Origin of the sequence: Bacillus sp. Marseille-Q3570 (assembly GCF_946151055.1) — a bacterium.
In the GTDB taxonomy this organism is placed as follows: Bacteria; Bacillota; Bacilli; order Bacillales; family Fictibacillaceae; genus Pseudalkalibacillus.
In genome coordinates, this window is record NZ_CAMGYZ010000010.1 from 88637 (window position 1) to 107166 (window position 18530).

General features: G+C 47.0%; 17 protein-coding genes. All 17 read left to right on the plus strand.

Going from position 1 to position 18530, the window contains the following annotated elements:
- Nucleotides 1–41 precede the first annotated feature (41 nt).
- The 17 genes from larB (at nt 42) to N8M93_RS15990 (ending at nt 18517) form a co-directional block, all read left to right on the plus strand.
- On the plus strand, nt 42–740 hold the full coding sequence (larB, locus tag N8M93_RS15910; protein ID WP_261133477.1) for a nickel pincer cofactor biosynthesis protein LarB: 699 nt from the start codon (nt 42–44) through the stop codon (nt 738–740).
- Nucleotides 721–1968, plus strand: coding sequence for a nickel pincer cofactor biosynthesis protein LarC (larC, locus tag N8M93_RS15915; RefSeq protein WP_261133478.1), 1248 nt, complete (start codon nt 721–723; stop codon nt 1966–1968). The genes larB and larC overlap by 20 nt, the downstream gene beginning before the upstream one ends.
- 291 nt (nt 1969–2259) lie before the next feature.
- The gene (locus N8M93_RS15920) at nt 2260–3282 is read left to right on the plus strand and encodes a TRAP transporter substrate-binding protein (RefSeq protein WP_261133480.1); all 1023 of its coding nucleotides are present in this window, start codon (nt 2260–2262) and stop codon (nt 3280–3282) included.
- Between the two features lie 21 nt (nt 3283–3303).
- Nucleotides 3304–3843 carry a TRAP transporter small permease gene (locus N8M93_RS15925; protein ID WP_261133576.1) on the plus strand — a complete coding sequence of 180 codons (540 nt, stop codon included), beginning with the start codon at nt 3304–3306 and terminating at the stop codon, nt 3841–3843.
- Nucleotides 3844–3858: 15 nt separating this feature from the next.
- Nucleotides 3859–5136: a TRAP transporter large permease gene (locus N8M93_RS15930; protein ID WP_261133482.1), complete on the plus strand. Its 1278-nt coding sequence runs from the start codon at nt 3859–3861 to the stop codon at nt 5134–5136.
- 39 nt (nt 5137–5175) lie between these two features.
- Complete coding sequence (locus N8M93_RS15935; protein ID WP_261133485.1) at nt 5176–6204, plus strand: C-terminal binding protein; 1029 nt, start codon at nt 5176–5178, stop codon at nt 6202–6204.
- A 20-nt stretch (nt 6205–6224) separates the two neighbouring features.
- On the plus strand, nt 6225–7259 hold the full coding sequence (locus N8M93_RS15940) for a TRAP transporter substrate-binding protein (protein ID WP_261133487.1): 1035 nt from the start codon (nt 6225–6227) through the stop codon (nt 7257–7259).
- Nucleotides 7260–7278: 19 nt separating this feature from the next.
- A complete protein-coding gene (locus N8M93_RS15945; RefSeq protein ID WP_261133489.1) occupies nt 7279–8526 on the plus strand; it encodes a nickel-dependent lactate racemase in 1248 nt (415 codons plus the stop codon).
- 38 nt (nt 8527–8564) lie between these two features.
- Nucleotides 8565–10763, plus strand: a complete 2199-nt coding sequence (locus N8M93_RS15950) for a dihydroxy-acid dehydratase (RefSeq protein ID WP_261133491.1) — start codon at nt 8565–8567, stop codon at nt 10761–10763.
- 4 nt (nt 10764–10767) lie between these two features.
- The gene (locus tag N8M93_RS15955) at nt 10768–11718 is read left to right on the plus strand and encodes a U32 family peptidase (protein ID WP_261133492.1); all 951 of its coding nucleotides are present in this window, start codon (nt 10768–10770) and stop codon (nt 11716–11718) included.
- A 56-nt stretch (nt 11719–11774) separates the two neighbouring features.
- The gene (locus N8M93_RS15960; protein ID WP_261133494.1) at nt 11775–12539 is read left to right on the plus strand and encodes an IclR family transcriptional regulator; all 765 of its coding nucleotides are present in this window, start codon (nt 11775–11777) and stop codon (nt 12537–12539) included.
- Nucleotides 12540–12619: 80 nt separating this feature from the next.
- Nucleotides 12620–13522, plus strand: a complete 903-nt coding sequence (locus N8M93_RS15965; protein WP_261133495.1) for a fumarylacetoacetate hydrolase family protein — start codon at nt 12620–12622, stop codon at nt 13520–13522.
- A gap of 24 nt (nt 13523–13546) precedes the next feature.
- Complete coding sequence (locus N8M93_RS15970) at nt 13547–13864, plus strand: UxaA family hydrolase (protein WP_261133497.1); 318 nt, start codon at nt 13547–13549, stop codon at nt 13862–13864.
- Complete coding sequence (locus tag N8M93_RS15975; protein ID WP_261133578.1) at nt 13854–15002, plus strand: UxaA family hydrolase; 1149 nt, start codon at nt 13854–13856, stop codon at nt 15000–15002. Before N8M93_RS15970 ends, N8M93_RS15975 begins: the two co-directional genes overlap by 11 nt.
- 106 nt (nt 15003–15108) lie before the next feature.
- Entirely contained in the window at nt 15109–16569 is a 1461-nt protein-coding gene (gucD, locus tag N8M93_RS15980) for an alpha-ketoglutaric semialdehyde dehydrogenase GucD (protein ID WP_261133499.1), read from the plus strand.
- 64 nt (nt 16570–16633) lie between these two features.
- A complete protein-coding gene (locus N8M93_RS15985) occupies nt 16634–17566 on the plus strand; it encodes a fumarylacetoacetate hydrolase family protein (RefSeq protein ID WP_261133501.1) in 933 nt (310 codons plus the stop codon).
- A gap of 42 nt (nt 17567–17608) precedes the next feature.
- Nucleotides 17609–18517 carry a dihydrodipicolinate synthase family protein gene (locus N8M93_RS15990; protein WP_261133503.1) on the plus strand — a complete coding sequence of 303 codons (909 nt, stop codon included), beginning with the start codon at nt 17609–17611 and terminating at the stop codon, nt 18515–18517.
- Nucleotides 18518–18530: the final 13 nt, after the last annotated feature.

The window sequence follows — 18530 nt, forward strand, 5'->3', positions numbered from 1 at the left end:
TCAAGACTTATTACAATTAACGAATAACAGCGGGTGATAGAATGGAGAAAAAATTTGAAGATTTAGGGTTCAGTAAAGTGGATATCGATCGTGAGAAACGTACTGGTTTCCCGGAGGTCATTTACGGTGAAGGAAAGACGGAAGATCAGATTTCTAAAATCATGGAGAGGTTGATTGCCCATCATGGAAAGGTGATGGTGACGAGATTATCAGCGGAAAAAGCGGAGGGATTATATACCCGATTCCCTAAAGCGGAATATGATGAGGTTTCGAGGATCTTGCGCTATGGTGTTTCCAACCGACAATACAGAGGGGAAGTCATGGTTTTGTGTGCCGGGACTTCGGATCTGCCTGTTGCAGAAGAAGCTGCAGTGACAGCAGAATGGATGGGGTGTAAAGTGAAACGGCTTTATGATGTAGGAGTCGCTGGAATCGATCGCCTGCTTGCTTACAGGGATGCGATTACAAAAGCCAGTGTCCTTATCGTGGTTGCAGGGATGGAGGGGGCCTTGCCAAGTGTGGTGGGCGGATTCGTGCGTCGTCCAGTCATCGCGGTCCCGACATCTGTCGGTTACGGTGCACATTTGGAAGGTTTGACACCATTACTGGGGATGTTGACATCTTGTGCGTCTGGTATGAGTGTGGTCAATATCGATAATGGTTTCGGGGCTGCCTACCAGGCGTCGCTCATTTTGCAGCTTGCCACTGAGGGGGTAGACAATGAATTGTCTTTATCTTGATTGCCAATCGGGGATTTCTGGTGACATGACATTGACCGCACTGATCGACCTAGGAGCGGATATCCAATATATAACTGAGGAACTGCAAAAACTGCCGATCGATGAGTTCAACCTGGGAGTGAAACAGGTCGACAAGAAAGGTATCGCCTCCAAGGAGTTGGTTCTGGAACTGTCCAACCCGGCAGCCGGTCATCATCATTCACACGAACATCATCACGGCCATGTACATAATCGCCACCAACATGAACATCGGAAGGCAGCGTCCATCCTGAAGATGATCGAACAAAGTGACCTGCCTGTCCGTGTAAAGGAGAGAAGCAAATCTGTATTTGAAGTGATCGCCCAGGCAGAAGGAAAAATACATGGAATGGATCCGGTTGATGTCCATTTCCACGAAGTAGGGGCGATGGACTCGATCATCGATGTGATCGGTGTATGCCTTGCTCTGGAAAATCTGAATGTCGGACGGATCGTCGCTTCACCAGTCCCGACGGGGTATGGGAAGGTACAGATGGCCCATGGACTTTATCCCATTCCTGCTCCTGCTACCACTGAAATCCTTAAAGGGATTACCCTTGCTGATTTCCCTGTGGAAGCCGAGTTGACAACACCAACTGGAGCGGGTTTTTTGAAAGCGCTTGTGTCAGAATTCGGCCACATTCCTGCAGTCACCATGGAAAGGATCGGATATGGGGCAGGCAAGAAGGACTTTGACCATCCGAATGTATTACGGGCCATCTTATTTGAAGACCAATCGGTTGAACGTGATCGGGAGGAGATAGTAGTCCTCGAGTGCCAGATCGACGATATGACCGGCGAGGCGTTTGGATATGTGATGGAGAAATTGTTTGAATCAAGAGCACTGGATGCCTATTATACACCTGTGCAAATGAAGAAGAATCGACCGGGCACACTGCTTACAGTTTTAGCTCGTCCAACCGATTCGGTAAGGCTGGAGGAAATCTTATTATGTGAAACCTCGACGTTCGGGGTAAGGAAATCTACGTGGAGCAGGATCGTCCTGGAACGCCGGTTCGAAATAGTGGAGACCCGTTTTGGGAACATATCCGTAAAAATAGGCGTTAAGAATCATAAAGTCTATCAGGTTTCCCCCGAATATGAGGAAATCCGTGAAGCGGCTAAGAAATACGGAAAACCTTTCGAGGAAATTTATTTTACAGTGAAAGAGAAAGCCCAGTTCCTTTTTTCAACGGTTCACCATCTCTAGTAAAATAATCCTTCTTACCGGAAGATACGGAGGTCCAAAAAGAGTGGACCTCCTATCCTTTTGGTAAAGAAATTCATAACCATTGTCCTATTTTTAAGAATTGTGAGAATATTTTTAATAATATATTGACAACTTAAAAACAGTTTCATAACATTAGTTTCACAAGTATATAAAACATGGTTTTATAATGTAAAACAATTCAGTTCGAAATTGGTTGCGCTTACATATATTTCATCCCCTTATTACAGAACGAGGTTTTATATTATAAAACAAATATGAGGAGGCAATCGCATGAAGAAATGTTGGACGTTCCTTTGTTTGGTCTTACTGTCGGCCTCGCTGTTACTGGCAGGCTGCAATGCAACGGGGCTTGGAGAAGCGGGCGGAGGCAAAACACAAACACTGAAAGTAGCGAATTATTTTGCTTCTGATCACCCGCAAAACGTTGCGTTGAGGGAAAAGTTCAAGCCCCTGGTAGAGGAAGGATCGGAAGGTACCTTGAAGGTAGAAATCTATGACAACAGCCAGCTAGGTGCCGAACAGGAATTTTATGATGGGGTCCGTAACGGGACGATTGAAATGGGCATTCCAGGAATGATCATGCAGTCATCGATTGAAAAACTCGGCGTGACAGAATGGCCTTTTTTGTTCAAGGATTATGAACATACGAAAAAAGTATTGAATGGTCCGATCGGTGATGAATTGTTGGAAGACCTTGAAAAAAAGCATGGCGTCCATCCTCTTGCATGGAGTGCGAATGGATTCAGGATGTTCTCTAGTAACAAGGAATTAGCATCGATAGATGATTTTAAGGATTTGCGGCTCAGGATGCCGAACATCGAACATTACATCGATCTCGGGAAAGCGCTTGGTGCTACAGTCAGTCCGATGCCGATTTCAGAAGTGTTCACCGCTCTGGAACAGAATGTCGTCGATGGCCAGGATAACCCGATTGCTACGCTCCGGGCCTCTGGTTGGTATGAAGTCCAGGATTATGTGCTTGAATCCCGGCATATGTTCAGCCCGAACTTATACATCATCAATAGCAAGGTTTGGGAAGGGCTGACCGAAGACCAACAAAAGGTGATCGAAGATGCCGCACAAAAATCAGCGGATTATGAATTTGAATTGATGCAGAAAAGCTATGAAGAAGACAAGAAGTTTCTTGAAGACAAAGGGATCGAATTCATTACACCGAGTGAAGAATTCCAAACTGAGATGGAAAAGGCGACAGAGCCTTTATATGAAAGCTATTATGAAAAATTCCCTTGGGCGGAAGACATCGTGGAAGGTATCAGAGGACAAGCAGAATAGAATGGGGTGAGTCTTTTGCAGATGCTGGTCAAGATCATAAATCAAACGTTGAACATCCTGATTGCATTGGCTTTGACGTTCATGGCTGTGCTCGTTTTTGGAAACGTTGTCTTAAGATACGCGTTCAACTCGGGGATCACCTGGTCGGAGGAGATGTCACGCTTTCTCTTTGTCTGGCTCGTTTTCCTGGGAGCGATCGCGGCTTTCAAAGATAACATGCATCTCGGGATGGATCTTATTACAAACCTATTACCTAAGCCATTGAAGAAAATCGTCTTTGTTCTCAGTAACATGCTCGTCCTCTATGTATTGTGGCTGTTGTTCAATGGAAGTCTGCGTATGACGTTGCTCAACATGGGAAGTCTCGCACCAGCGACCAAACTCCCGCTTGGATTCGTCTATGGCGTCGGTGTCATTACGAGTGTAAGCATGGCATTGATTGTCGTAAGGAATCTATTAGCTGCGTTTAAACGATCTAGTAAGTCTGGCAATCTATCAATGGTTCCTGATCATAAAAATGATGTTCCAGAAGACCCATCAGTCAAAGTTCAGAACATGTAGAAAGGGGAGGGAGAAATGGCACTTGGTGTATTCCTCGGTTCATTATTCGGCGCACTGGCTCTTGGTGTACCGATTGCATTTTCACTGCTTCTCAGCGGCATAGCATTGATGATCCTGTTAGGGATGTTCGACAGTCAGATCATTGCTCAAAATTTGATCAATGGGGCCAATAACTTCGCATTGATGGCTATTCCATTTTTCATCTTGGCCGGTGAGTTGATGAACGCAGGCGGTATTTCAAAAAGGGTTGTATCATTCGCCATGTCTTTGGTTGGACATATCCGAGGAGGCTTAGGCTATGTAGCAATCTTGGCGAGTGTGTTGTTCGCCGGCCTATCTGGTTCAGCTGTAGCAGACACGGCAGCTCTTGGAGCGATCCTGATACCAATGATGCTTTCAAAGGGTTATGACAAGGCACGGTCGACCGGATTGATCGCTTCGGCAGGTATCATCGCACCTGTCATCCCACCAAGTATTCCGATGATCATCTTCGGAGTCGTAAGCGGTGTTTCGATCACACGTCTATTCATGGGTGGGATCGTACCCGGAATCATGATGGCGCTGGGACTTGCCATCGTTTGGACGTTGATATCCAGAAGGGACAAGACTGAATTACCTCCACGTAAATCAATGAAAGAGGTCTGGAAATTGACCAGACAGACAAGCTGGGCACTTTTGCTCCCGATCATCATTATCGGTGGAATACGCGGAGGGATCTTCACACCTACAGAAGCATCGGTGGTCGCAGTTTTTTATGCAATTTTTGTCGGATTCTTCGTCTATCGTGAGTTGAAAATCGCAGATCTATATGAAGTCCTTGTTACATCTGCGAAAACAACAAGTGTAGTCATGTTCGTCGCTGCAGCGGCCATGGTGTCCGCCTGGTTGATTACGGTGGCACAGGTGCCAGCAGATATGGCTACCATGCTAGGACCGCTTATTGAAAGACCGATGTTGCTGATGCTTGTCATCACAGTATTGATCCTTGCCATCGGACTTGTCATGGATTTGACACCGGCCATTCTGATCTTCACGCCAGTATTGATCCCAGTCATCAAGATGGCGGGGATCGACCCAGTGTATTTCGGCATCGTGATGGTCATCAACTTATGTATCGGCTTGATTACACCACCGGTAGGAACCGTCCTGTATGTTGGATGCGGAATCAGTAAGATCTCGATCGTCGAGCTGGCAAAGGGTATCTGGCCATTCTTGCTCGTCCATGTCATCGTCCTGTTCTTGCTGATCCTATTCCCTTCACTCGTTATGGTACCGCTTGAGTGGTTGATGTAGACAATGAAGGGAAGCAATCGGTAAGAAGGAGAGGATACAGTGGAAAAATGGAAAGTGGTCGTGACCGATTGGGAATACGAAGACCTGGAATATGAACGATCTATATTGGAAGATGTAAGGTTTGAGCTCATCGGTGCCCAATGCCGGACCGAAGAGGAAGTGATTGAAGCATGCCGTGACGCTGATGCTCTGATCAACCAGTATGCCCCTTTGTCTAAACACGTACTTGATGGGTTGGAAAAATGCAAGGTGATCACCCGTTATGGTGTGGGCGTGAACACGATCGATGTAGAAACCGCTACTGAAAACAGGATTTGTGTCGCAAATGTACCTGATTATTGTATGGATGAAGTATCCGACCATGCCTTTGCTTTGTTATTGAGTTGGGCAAGAAAAATCACATTGGCTGATCATACAGTCAAATCCGATAAGTGGGATTTCAAAGTGACCCGTCCGATCCACCGTCTTAGAGGCAGGACACTTGGATTGGTAGGGTTCGGAAAAATACCACAGGCGCTTGCGGAGAAGGTGAAACCGTTCGGCTTTACTGTTGTTGCCTATGATCCCTATTGTACGGAAGATACGGCCAGGGAAAAAGATGTCACCCTCGTCAGTCTGGATCAACTATGCCGTAGGTCTGACATCGTCTCCGTACATGCCCCTTTGACAGACAACACAAAAGGGATGATCGGTGAACCTCAATTCCGGGTGATGAAAAAGCATGTGTTCATCATCAATACATCAAGAGGTCCTGTCATCGATGAACACGCTTTAGTCAAAGCGCTTGAAGATAAGCGTATTGCTGGTGCTGCATTGGATGTCGTCGAACAAGAGCCGATTCCACGGCACCATCCACTATTGACGATGGACAATGTGATATTGACTCCGCACGTCGCCTGGTATTCAGAAGAGGCCGAAAAGGAGATGAGGCAAAAAGCTGCGCTTGGTGTCAAGGAAGTACTGCTGCATAAACAGTATCCGAAATACCTCGTCAACAAGGATGTACAAGAGCTCCTTCAACTTAAGGAAGCAGGACGGGACGACCAATATCTGACGAATGTCAACTAACTTTTTAAGGGGGAAGTACAATGAAAAAATGGAAAAGGACGATCGCAGGTTTAGTAAGTGCAAGTATTCTGGTTCTCGGTGCTTGTAGTGCCGGACAAACCACTTCTGGAGGAGAAAGCGGAATCCAGGAACGGACGATCAAAGCAGGGATCGGGTTGAACGAAGATCATCCTGAAGGGCAAGCCCTGTTGAAATTCAAGGAAATCGTCGAGGAAAAGACCGACGGTAAAATCAAAGTTCAGACCTATTTTGCTTCACAATTAGGGGATGACTTACAGATGACCGAAGCTTTGAAGTCTGGTACTCAAGAAGTGACGATCCCTTCAACATCGCCGCTTGTCGGTATGGTAAAAGAATTCGGGCTATTCGATTTTCCATTCCTGTTCAACTCTGAAGAAGAAGCGGATGCCGTATTAGATGGGGAAGTTGGACAAGCTATCCTGGAAAAACTCCCTGAACATAACCTCGTAGGCTTGGCGTATTGGGAGAACGGATTCAGGAATATCACGAACAGTAAACATCCAATTGAAACCGCAGAAGACTTTGCAGGATTGAAAATACGGACAATGCAAAATGAGGTCCATTTGGAAGCATTTCAAAAAATGGGTGCCAACCCTACACCAATGGCGTTTTCAGAAGTGTTCACCGCTTTAGAAAGCAAAACGGTCGATGGACAGGAAAATCCACTTGCGACAATCGAATCGAATAAGTTCTATGAAGTTCAGGATTATCTATCTGTAACCAATCATGTGTATACGCCATTCGTGTTTTTGATGAGTAAAACCTTCTGGGACAAGTTATCAGATGAAGAAAAGAAAATCATGGAAGATGCTGCAGTCGAAGCAGGCAAATACAACAGGGAAATCAACCGCAAAGCGAACGAGGAATCCCTTCAGAATTTGAAGGACCAGGGTATGGAAGTGAATGAATTCAGCAATGAAGAAAAAGAAAAAGTGCAAGAACAGATCCAACCGGTCATCGATAAATTCGCTGAAAAATTCGGGGAAGATCTCTTCAAACAAATGACCGATCAATTGGAGGAACTACGTCAATAAATCAAGGAGGCGTCATCCTTTGGAAGTGATCAATCAACTGCTTCAACCGATCCCGATTCCTCGTATGGTCAAGATAAGACAAACGTTTGAGGCTCCAGAAATTGAAGATGTCGTCAGGGAAGTCCATGAAAGATTGCATCAATTAGGTGTCCTTGAAAGGATTGATTCAGGGGACAGGGTCGCGATCGCTGTCGGCAGCAGAGGAGTAGCGGATATCCCGATTTTGACGAGGGAAATGGTCAGGGCTGTTCGCGCATCAGGAGGAAAACCGTTCCTTATTCCTGCCATGGGGAGCCATGGCGGGGCTACCCCCGAAGGACAGAAGAAAGTGCTGGAAGACCTGGGTGTTACGGAAGGATTCGTCGGCGCTCCGATCCATTCGAGCATGGAAGTGGAACAGATCGGCCAACTTCCGAATGGCCTTCCGATCTTTACGGATCGGTCCGCTTATCAAGCAGACAAGGTCATCGTGATCAACCGGATCAAGCCTCATACTGCATTCCGCGGAGATGTGGAGAGCGGCCTTTTGAAAATGATCACGATCGGCCTTGGGAAACAAAAAGGAGCAGAAGCAGCCCATTCTTTCGGATTCAAGTATATGGGCGAGCATGTACCAGAAATGGCGAAAGTCGCCCTGGAGAAAACGCCGATCATTTTCGGCTTAGGAACGATTGAAAATGCTTATGACCGACCTGCCCGGATCGAAGTCATCCCGGCAGAGTCTTTGATTGAAAGGGAACCTGGATTATTATTGGAAGCAAAACGTCTGATGCCGAAGATCCTGATCGATCCGATCGATGTCCTGGTCATTGAAGAGATTGGTAAAGACATTTCAGGTGATGGAATGGACCCGAATATCAGCGGGCGGTTCGCCACTCCTTACGCAACCGGAGGTGCAAACGCGAAACGTGTGGTCGTCCTACGGTTGACGGAGAAGACTGGTGGGAATGCCAATGGGATAGGGCTCGCTGATATCACTACAAAAAAAGCATTTGAACAGACCATTTTGGAAAAAGGGTATGCGAACGCCCTGACAAGTACAGTAGTGGAAACCGTCAAGTTTCCGATGTTCCTTGAGACAGAGGAACTTGCAATCAAAGCGGGGATCAAGACGTGCAATGCTTTCGATCTTTCCAAAGTCAGGCTTGTAAGGATTCAAAACACGCTTGACCTGAAGGAAATCTGGATTTCAGAAAGTCTGATAGGAGAGGCGGAACAGAACGATCAATTAACTCTTCTGTCAGATCCTTTACCTATGAACCTTTAACGTTATGAACGTATGAATATACCAACAGGAGGGGAACTATGGCTATTCAATACCCTACTATCGAAAACAGCGTCAACCCTTATCGTGACAATGTCCAAGGGAAGGCCAATGAACCGATCACGGTTGCCGGTATATTGGACCGTGCAAAACAGATCGCAGGAACCAACCATGATGGAAAAGTAGATTGGAGTCTTGGAGAAATCTATAACCGCCTGGAGGAAAATGCGCCGAGAATAGCTATCATCGGCGGATCACCGGACCACCCTGCACACATCATGGACTATCAAACTTCTTCTTTTGCGGCACTGCGGATCTGGGAGAATGGAGGCGTACCATTCTATTTCTCCACTCCCGTCATGTGTGATGGTACAGCTCAAAGCAATCAAGGAATGAGTTATTCACTCCAAAGCCGTAATGCTGTCGCACAGATGGTCGTTAATCAATTGGAAGCCCATAGCTATCATGGGGCATTCATCATCCAGGGATGCGATAAACAACCACTTGGTGTTGTCAGTGCAGTCGCCCAGATGGATCGCATCCGACAGTATAGAGGTGAAGCTCCTTTCTTCGCGACATTCGCTCCAGCCCATGTATTACAAGGAGGGACAATCCCGGAAGATCTATACATGGAACTGACGGAATTGGCGGTTCAGGCGGAACAGGACGGGGAAGCCGATATCGCCAATGATATCAGGGACGCGATGGCCTATATCCTGCAGTGTACGTCAAATACAGCGTTCCAGGGGGTATTGAGCCGGGCTGTTGAGAGAGGGATCATCACCAGTGAAAGGCAAAAAGATTATGAAAAAAGGCTAGCTGTCGCAACTTGCGATGGACAAGGCGGGGTTTGCGCCTTCAATGGAACAGGAAACAGTTCCAGACACCTTGTGGCAGGCATGGGGCTTGTCCATCCAACCTTAGAACTCCTTACTGCTCCTCCGACAAAGGAACAAGTGAATGAGTCACTGGATGACTTGCAGGGGATCATTAACGATCCAGTTTACGGAGCTGCGAACATCATGGCAGCCAATATCAAGAATGCCATAAGGATACACAGCGCTTCGGGCGGATCGACGAACCTGATGATGCACATGGTCGCAGGGATGTTATATGGCGGCTATAAATTCAGCTTGGAAGACCTGGATGAGATCCATCATGAACACCCGATTCCGGACCTGTTCAATTATAGCCTTACTGAAGATCGGGATATTTTCTCGCTTGCAATGCAGTGTTGTGCCGGAGATAGCAGAGGTATGGAAACATTGTTCTATGAACTTCTTGAAAACGGTGTCCCGATGGATGTCGATGCTCCCACAGTGACAGGGACGACATGGCGGGAGCGGCTGGAGAATAAGAAAGGTCTGCCTGCTGCCACCGTTTCGGAAAACCCGATCATCCTTTCCCAACCTCGAAGACGATTCAGCGGTGTAGATGTCCTGAAAGGGAATTTCTTTGAAACCGCGGTTGTCAAAATCAGCGGAATGGCAACGCCACAATTAGATCGTTTTGATAAGAAGGCAGCTTTTGTCCTTTACTTCGAAAACGAAGATGAAGCGAACAAACACCTGTTGGACTCCGGCTTGGTCGACAGACTTAAACGGGAACAGACCTTTTCCTATGAAAGTCTTCAACAAATGGTGAAACATAACAGCCCTGAATGGTTTGATGAAATGAAAGACGCCGGATACGAGGCCCTGTTCGATGCGATGATCGAACATCAAATCTTGAAAATTGCGGTCGTCATCTCAGGCCAAGGACCGATCGCTTTCGGAATGCCGGAAATGTTTACACCTATGCAGCATATCAACGCAAGCCGTAAATTAAAGCGGCTCGTGACCGTTATCAGCGATGGGCGTTACTCAGGTGCGACTTTCGGGGCTGCTATCGGTCATATGACACCGGAAGCGATCGATCGGGGAGGCATCCTTTATTTGCAAACTGGTGATCTGTTGTATCTAGGCCTCCGCGAGAACAAAATCCATTTCCTTGATCAAGAGGCGTTCCAAGAAGGGGAAGTGATCCAGGAATTCGACAGCATAAAGGACGGACGTGAATCTTTAGCGGAGGAAAGGCTTATGAAGATGCGGAAGAGACAACGTTTTGTCGCATCAAGTAACCGTATCCATGGCTATACGGATGCTGCCCATGGGGTCGTGCCTATTCCGATTTGGCAAGAGGCCGAACTGGATTATGAAACCGATGTGAAATGGCCAGAACGAATGGAAGAGAGGTTGTGACAGGGTGAAGGAAACAAGACGAATCATAGAGGAATTAGGATTTCCAAGTACTGATTGTAATCATCTCCCTGCTTCCACCAAACGTTTTCCGGATGGAGCCCAATATCGGGTGGAAATTCCGAGTGTCGAAGGACCACGATCATTTAAAGCGGTGACGGAAGCTTGTGAAGAATTTGGTGTTGAAATCCACAGGATTTCACAGGGAAGCGGGATCATGTTATTGACGGATGACGAACTTGAAGAAATGGCCGAAATCGGCCGGAAAGAAAAGCTTGAAGTCAGTCTATTCGTCGGTCCACGGGGTTCATGGGACATCACCGCTATGCAGAGGGCAAGTGCAGGACAGGTAACAGGTCTCCGTGTTGAAGGGATGGACCAGCTCGTATATGCCATCGAAGATATCAAACGTGCCTGCAAAGCTGGAATCCGAAGCATCCTTGTAGCAGATGAAGGGCTGTTATGGCTGGTCAACGAGTTCAAGAAAAAAGGTGAGCTTCCAGAAGACTTGCTCGTCAAGATTTCCGTCCAGATGGCCCACTCCAATCCGGTTTCGATCCGCTTGATGGAGAGCAACGGGGCAGGGACTTATAATGTTCCGACCGATCTGACATTGGCCCGTTTGGCAGCGATCCGCCAGGCAGTCGATATCCCGCTGGATATTTACGTGGAAGTGCCCGATGATATCGGAGGCTTCATCAGACATTATGAAATTCCAGAGATCATCAGGGTGGCTGCCCCTGTCTATATAAAATTCGGTTTAAGGAATGCACCGAACATCTATCCATCAGGGACCCACCTTGAAGAAACCTCTATCAAACTATCAAAAGAACGTGTACGCAGGGCAAAATTGGGATTGGACCTGATTGCGCGGTACCACCCTGAATTGATTACATCGAAAAAGGGAATGACAGAAGGATTGGCTATTCCAAGAGAATTGGATAAAGCAGTGCTTTAATCGGCATTGTACGTGGTATGATAGAACTATATAACTTGTTAAAAGGAATGAATCGAATGCCAATCATCCAATCTGTCGAGAGGGCGCTGAAAATCCTCAATCTGTTTGATGAGCAGACAACAGAGTTGAAGATCACGGAAATCAGCAGCCAATTGAACTTGAATAAGAGTACAGTCCATTCATTATTGAAAACGCTTCAAGTCAATCATTACATTGAACAAGATCTGGAAACGGGGAAATACAAACTAGGCTTGAAACTGTTCGAAAGAGGAAATCTGGTGATCAACAGTCTGGATATCAGGACGATCGCTAAGAAATATCTGCAGGATCTTTCTGCTGAAACCGGCCATACCCTTCATTTAGTCGTGTTGAGCGGCAAGGAAGGTGTCTATATCGATAAAGTCGCTGGAACATCAGCGACGATCGTGTACTCCAGGATCGGGAAACGGATTTCCCTCCACTGCAGCGGAGTGGGGAAAGTATTGATCGCTTTCAAAAAGGAATTCGAATTGAATGAGTTGTTAAAGGATTATCAATATTTCAAGCGAACACCGAATACGCTCACGAATGAGGAAGATTTCAGGAAAGAGCTTCATAGAGTGAAGGAACAGGGATACGCAATCGACAATGAAGAGAACGAACCGGGCGTGTTTTGTGTCGCAGTCCCTGTATGGGATCATAATCGGGAAGTCATAGCTGCCATAAGTGTTTCAATGCCTGCACCGAGGGCCGAATCCGAATTGGACACTGTTGTCAGCCGATTGAAACAGGTCGGCGAAGAAGTATCCCGGAAAATGGGTTGCCAACAGATATTCATTTAGGCGGAAGGGAAGTATGCCCTTCACCATGCCTATATTAAAGAACATTGTTTTATAATATAAAACAAAATTGGAGGTCTACTATGAGAATCATCCGCTTTGTAAATGAGCAAGATACACCGGCATTAGGGGCCGTAACAGATGATGATAAGGTTTACAGATTGCCATATGGAAGTTTTCTGGATCTTGTCGAGGAGTCGAAGAGACGACAAAAAAGACCCCTTGACCTGATCAATACCGTCCTATCTGAAGAGGACCCTCTTGTCCGTAATATGACGGAGCTCAGCCTGTTGGTTCCGATCGAGGCAAAGGAAGTATGGGCATCAGGGGTTACGTATATGCGTTCAAAGGAAGCGAGAAATTATGAAGCGACAGGCGGGAAGCTGGATGCAGATACGTTTTACGATAAAGTTTATGATGCAGATCGACCTGAAATTTTTTTCAAATCGACTGTCGATCGGACAATTGGAACGGACGAACCGGTCTATTTGCGCAGCGATTCCGAGTGGCAGATCCCGGAGCCAGAGCTGGGCCTTGTCCTCGATTCGGATGGGTCCATCCTTGCCTATACCGTCGGAAATGACATGAGCTGCCGGGATATCGAAGGGGAGAATCCACTGTATTTACCACAGGCGAAAATCTGGAAAAATTCCTGCTCGATCGGCCCTTCAATCCGATTGGCAGAGACGGTCCATGATCCATATGACTTCATGATCATCTGTCGGATCTACCGTAATGAAAATCTGGTGTTTGAAGATTCAGCAAAGGTCAGTCAGTTGAAACGTAAATTGACCGAATTGACTGAATATCTGGTGAAAGACAATGTTGTGTTTCCTGGGACAGTACTGTTGACTGGTACATGTATCGTTCCGCCAAATGAGTTCACCTTGAATGATGGGGATCTGGTTGAGATTGAAATCCCCGGCATCGGCTTATTGAGGAATCCGGTCAAAAGCCAGGTCGAACATCAATCCATCGTGTCTTAAACTTGTTCGGGGAGGAATGTACTGATGAGCGGGCAAGCATTAATGATGAAACCGATTGATAATGTTGCAGTGGTGCTAGCACCTTTGAAGGCAGGAGCGACAGTTGCCATAGGGAACCAGGGAGAGGCTTTATCGATCACTTTAAAGGAGGACATCGAATTCGGGCATAAATTCGCTGTCAAAACGATTCAACAAGGTGAAGACGTAAGGAAATATGGCGAAGTGATCGGTGTCGCCTCCAGTGACATCCAGATCGGTGAACATGTCCATATCCATAATGTAGAAGGAAAGAGAGGAAGAGGTGATAAGATTGACCGAAAACAGGCAACTCATGGGCTATAGGCGCCAAGACGGCCGTATCGGAATACGGAATCATGTCCTTATTTTACCCACGATCACTTGTGCGACACAGGCTGCCCAACGCATTACCGAACTAGTGGATGGGACCGTCACATTCATCCACCAGCACGGCTGTGCACAAGTCGGGGCGGATTATGAACAAACCTTCCGTACTTATGCCGGGATCGGGAAAAATCCAAATGTGTATGGTGTTGTCGTTCTGGGGTTGGGATGTGAAACACATCAAGCAAGAAGCGTGGCGGATGATATCAGGGAAAGCGGAAAACCGGTCGAAGTCGTCTCGATCCAGGATCATGGCGGGACACTTTCTGCGATAGCCGAAGGGGCTAAGGTCGCTGTAAGAATGGTACAAGAAGCATCCATGGAACCGAAAGTGCCTTTTGATTTCAGTGAATTGATCATAGGAACCGAATGTGGAGGATCAGATGCATGTTCAGGGCTATCAGCAAATCCGGCGGTCGGAAACGTAAGTGATATGATCGTCGATCGCGGTGGTACAGCGATTCTTGCAGAAACGACTGAATTGATCGGGGCAGAACACCTGATTGCAGAGAGGGCGGTGGATGATCAAGTCTCAAAACGTGTCTATGAAGTTATCGAGGCGATGGAAAACAGGGCAATCGGAATGGGGGTAGATATCCGGACAGGAAACCCGAGTCCTGGAAATGTCAAAGGCGGTTTATCCACATTGGAAGAAAAATCGCTTGGTGCCGCGACGAAAGCAGGAACCCGCGCCTTGCAAGAACTGGTCAATTATGCAGAACAGCCAACGAAAAAAGGCCTGGTCTGGATGGATACCCCGGGCCATGATATCGAACAATTGACTGGGATGGTGGCAGGTGGGGCACAGATCGTCCTGTTTACAAGCGGGCGCGGGACACCCACCGGCTCTCCGATTGCCCCGGTCATCAAGATATCGACAAATACGACGATGTACGAACGCATGGCTGAAAATGTCGATTTGAATGCCGGTACCATCATAGAAGGAAAAGAAACAGTGGATGAGGTCGGACAGAGGATCATGGATGAAATCACACTGACATGTGCTGGCAAGAGGACGAAATCGGAAATCCTGAAGCAGCATGACTTCGGAATCTGGAGAATCGGACCTACCTTTTGATGATTGACTTCGTCATATGGGGATCAGTTTTAGAGTGAAATTTGTACATTTCGACAAGGAACTCGAGCAGAGTCTATTGAATCGATGAAAAGGAAGGATGGTTGGAATGGCAACAGAAACAATTGTAAAGGATTATCTGAACTATGTGGATGGTGAATGGATCAGCACGAAAACGAACAAATCAGAAAAGAGCTATAATCCTGCAAATACGTCAGAGATTGTCGGGACGTACCAGCTTTCTTGTGAGGAGGATGTCGATAAGGCTGTCGAGGCTACCAAACAGGCCGGCAGAGGATGGAAAAAGCTGACGGGTGCCCAACGAGGAGAGTATTTGTATCGGGCAGCGAACATCCTTGAAAGCAGGATCGATGAAATCGCTGAAACGATGACGAAGGAAATGGGGAAGACCTTCCCTGAAGCCAAAGGGGAGACCGCTAGGGGGGTAGCGATTCTCCGTTATTATGCAGGTGAGGGGTTGAGAAGCGTCGGAGATGTCATTCCTTCTACCGATCCCGATGCGCTGATGTACACCACGCGCGTTCCACTTGGAGTGGTCGGAATCATTACTCCCTGGAACTTCCCGGCAGCGATTCCGATTTGGAAAACAGCACCTGCCTTGATCTATGGAAATACAGTTGTTCTCAAACCAGCACAGGAAACGGCGGTCACGACGACAAAGGTGATGGAATGCTTCCATGAAGCCGGTTTGCCTAATGGAGTCGTCAATGTTGTAAATGGCAGAGGATCTGTCGTGGGACAGCGGATCATCGATCACCCTGATGTGAATGGGCTGACGTTCACAGGGTCGAATGTAACAGGGAAAAGGGTTGCAGAAGGCGCTGTGGCAAGAGGAGCGAAATTCCAGCTTGAAATGGGTGGAAAAAACCCTGTCATTATTGCGAATGACGCCAATCTGGAGCTTGCTGTGGAAGGGACGATCAGTGGTGGGTTACGTTCTACAGGGCAGAAATGCACAGCGACGAGCAGAGTGATCGTCCAATCCGAGGTGTACGATGAATTCAAAGAAAAACTGCTGGAAGAAGTGGAAAAATTGAAAATCGGGGATGGAAGTGAAGAAGGGACATGGATGGGCCCCAGTGTAAGCGAGTCTCAGCTGAACACCGTCCTCTCCTACATTCAAAAAGGGAAAGAAGAAGGTGCAAAACTGGTATTCGGCGGAAAGCGGCCAGACGGATTGGAAAATGGTTATTTTGTAGAACCGACCGTATTCGAGGATGTCGATTCCAGGATGACCATCGGCCAGGAAGAGATCTTTGGTCCAGTCCTTGCTTTGATCAAGGCGGATACTTTAGAGGAGGCGTTTGAACTGGCGAATGATGTCAAGTTTGGCTTGAGTGCTTCGATCTATACAGAAAATATCAGTCATATCCTTGACTTTGTTGATGAAATCGAGGCGGGGCTGGTCCGTGTCAATGCAGAAACAGCCGGGGTCGAACTGCAAGCGCCATTCGGCGGGATGAAGGAGTCGAGCTCTCATTCCCGTGAACAAGGACAAGCAGCAAAAGAGTTCTTTACATCCACCAAAACCGTATTCATCAAACGATAACCATTGATCTGAAGGGTCGTCTTACAGTCGACCCTTTTCATATATTGAGAAAGGAGAAAGGATAATGAAATCTGTCACATTTTATAATGGCCCAGCTCTTAAATTAGGTCTCCTGACATCAAAAGGGATCCTGGATATCGAGGAGGCTGGTAATTATTTCTCCATCGAAGTGCCGACTGATGTACGGGGACTGATAGAAGCAGGCGAAATTGAAAAGGAGGCGATCAGGCTCGTCATCGATAAAGCATCGGTCTCTGATCGCTCGTTTTTTCATAATGATGAGGAGGTTGACTTCGGGCCATGTGTCGATCAGCCTGAAAAAATCCTATGTATTGGATTGAATTACCGGAAACATGCAGAGGAATCCAAGATGCCTATTCCGACTACGCCGATTGTCTTCAGTAAATTCGCGAATGCACTTACCGGTCATCGATCAGCCATCCAGCTTCCGGAACAGGCTGAGAAGGTCGACTATGAAGCCGAACTTGTCATCGTCATGAAAAAGGAAGCGAAGGACATCAGTAAAGAAGAGGCACGCTCCTATGTGTATGGCTATTGCACGGGGAACGATATCTCTGCGAGGGATCTCCAGTTCAAGACAGGTCAATGGTTGATCGGAAAGACGTGTGACGGGTTCTGTCCAATCGGCCCTGTGCTGCATAGTGATGAAGAGATCGAAGACCCGAATGATCTTGCAATCAAGACAATCGTCAATGGAGAAGTCCGCCAGCAATCAACTACAGCGGACATGATCTTCAATTGTGAGGAAATCATCGCATACCTTTCACAGCATATGACATTGAAGCCCGGGGACATCATCATGACAGGGACACCTGAAGGCGTCATCATGGGGCATCCTGAAGACAACCAATCCTGGTTGGAAGAGGAGGACGAAGTGATTGTGGAAATTGAGAAACTAGGAAAATTGCAAAATGCTTTTTATCAGAAAAAGGTTGAAAACCGAACAGCGGACAAGCTCCCAAAAATACCCCTATAACCGTTTCAAAAAATCGTTTAAATTGGACAGGAGTGTAGTAGAATGGCGCGATTTCACGGATTGATTCCACCTGTACCGACAATCGTCGATGAAAAAAATCAGATTGATACAGAGGGGACGAAAGTTGTCATCGACCAGCTGATCGATGAAGGTGTCAACGGATTGTTGTTCCTCGGTACTTTAGGGGAGTTCACCCAATTAAGCATGGATGAGCGGAAAAAGGTTGCAGAGATTGCGATTGAGCTAGTAGATGGACGCGTGCCTGTGATCATCGGTACGGGGAGCACGAATACACGTGAAGCGATTCGGTTAAGTAGTCACAGCGAAACCATCGGTGCGGATGGGATCATTGTCATCAACCCGTATTATACCCCTTTGAGTGAAGAACACCTTCTCTATCATTATGAATCGATCGGTAATACGATCGGGCTTCCTTTGCTTCTCTATAATTTTCCGGCATTCACCGGGCAAGACTTGAATCCGAATTTCATCAAGAAGCTGGTTGAGAAGGTTCCAACGATAGCAGGGATCAAGGACACTGTAGAGTCGGTTGCCCATATAAGGGAAGTCTTGTTGCAGGTGAAGAAGGAACACCAGGATTTTTCGGTGTTTTGCGGGTATGATGATCACTTGCTTCCAACGTTGACAGCAGGAGGGGATGGGGGGATCTGTGCAAGCGGAAATTTTGTGCCGCATTTAGCCCTCGGATTATTGGAAGCTTTCAAAAACCAGGATTTTCAACAAATGGTCGAATATCATCAACGATTACTAACGATTCCGCAAATCTACAACCTGGACACACCTTTCGCAAATGTGATCAAGGAAGCGATGAAACTAAGCGGAATGGAAATCCCTGCACATGTCCTTCCCCCTGCAAGATCCTTAACGGAAAGCAAGAAAACGGAATTGATCGAAGTCCTTCAGGGGATCGAACTTTTTTCAGTAAAGTAATAGATAGCCTTAT

Bases quoted from the DNA above. Each gene is read 5' to 3' on its own strand.
- larB (WP_261133477.1), top strand. From the start codon at position 42: ATGGAGAAAAAATTTGAAGATTTAGGGTTCAGTAAAGTGGATATCGAT.
- larC (WP_261133478.1), top strand. From the start codon at position 721: ATGAATTGTCTTTATCTTGATTGCCAATCGGGGATTTCTGGTGACATG.
- N8M93_RS15920 (WP_261133480.1), top strand. From the start codon at position 2,260: ATGAAGAAATGTTGGACGTTCCTTTGTTTGGTCTTACTGTCGGCCTCG.
- N8M93_RS15925 (WP_261133576.1), top strand. From the start codon at position 3,304: ATGCTGGTCAAGATCATAAATCAAACGTTGAACATCCTGATTGCATTG.
- N8M93_RS15930 (WP_261133482.1), top strand. From the start codon at position 3,859: ATGGCACTTGGTGTATTCCTCGGTTCATTATTCGGCGCACTGGCTCTT.
- N8M93_RS15940 (WP_261133487.1), top strand. From the start codon at position 6,225: ATGAAAAAATGGAAAAGGACGATCGCAGGTTTAGTAAGTGCAAGTATT.
- N8M93_RS15950 (WP_261133491.1), top strand. From the start codon at position 8,565: ATGGCTATTCAATACCCTACTATCGAAAACAGCGTCAACCCTTATCGT.
- N8M93_RS15960 (WP_261133494.1), top strand. From the start codon at position 11,775: ATGCCAATCATCCAATCTGTCGAGAGGGCGCTGAAAATCCTCAATCTG.
- N8M93_RS15965 (WP_261133495.1), top strand. From the start codon at position 12,620: ATGAGAATCATCCGCTTTGTAAATGAGCAAGATACACCGGCATTAGGG.
- N8M93_RS15970 (WP_261133497.1), top strand. From the start codon at position 13,547: ATGAGCGGGCAAGCATTAATGATGAAACCGATTGATAATGTTGCAGTG.
- N8M93_RS15975 (WP_261133578.1), top strand. From the start codon at position 13,854: ATGGGCTATAGGCGCCAAGACGGCCGTATCGGAATACGGAATCATGTC.
- gucD (WP_261133499.1), top strand. From the start codon at position 15,109: ATGGCAACAGAAACAATTGTAAAGGATTATCTGAACTATGTGGATGGT.
- N8M93_RS15985 (WP_261133501.1), top strand. From the start codon at position 16,634: ATGAAATCTGTCACATTTTATAATGGCCCAGCTCTTAAATTAGGTCTC.
- N8M93_RS15990 (WP_261133503.1), top strand. From the start codon at position 17,609: ATGGCGCGATTTCACGGATTGATTCCACCTGTACCGACAATCGTCGAT.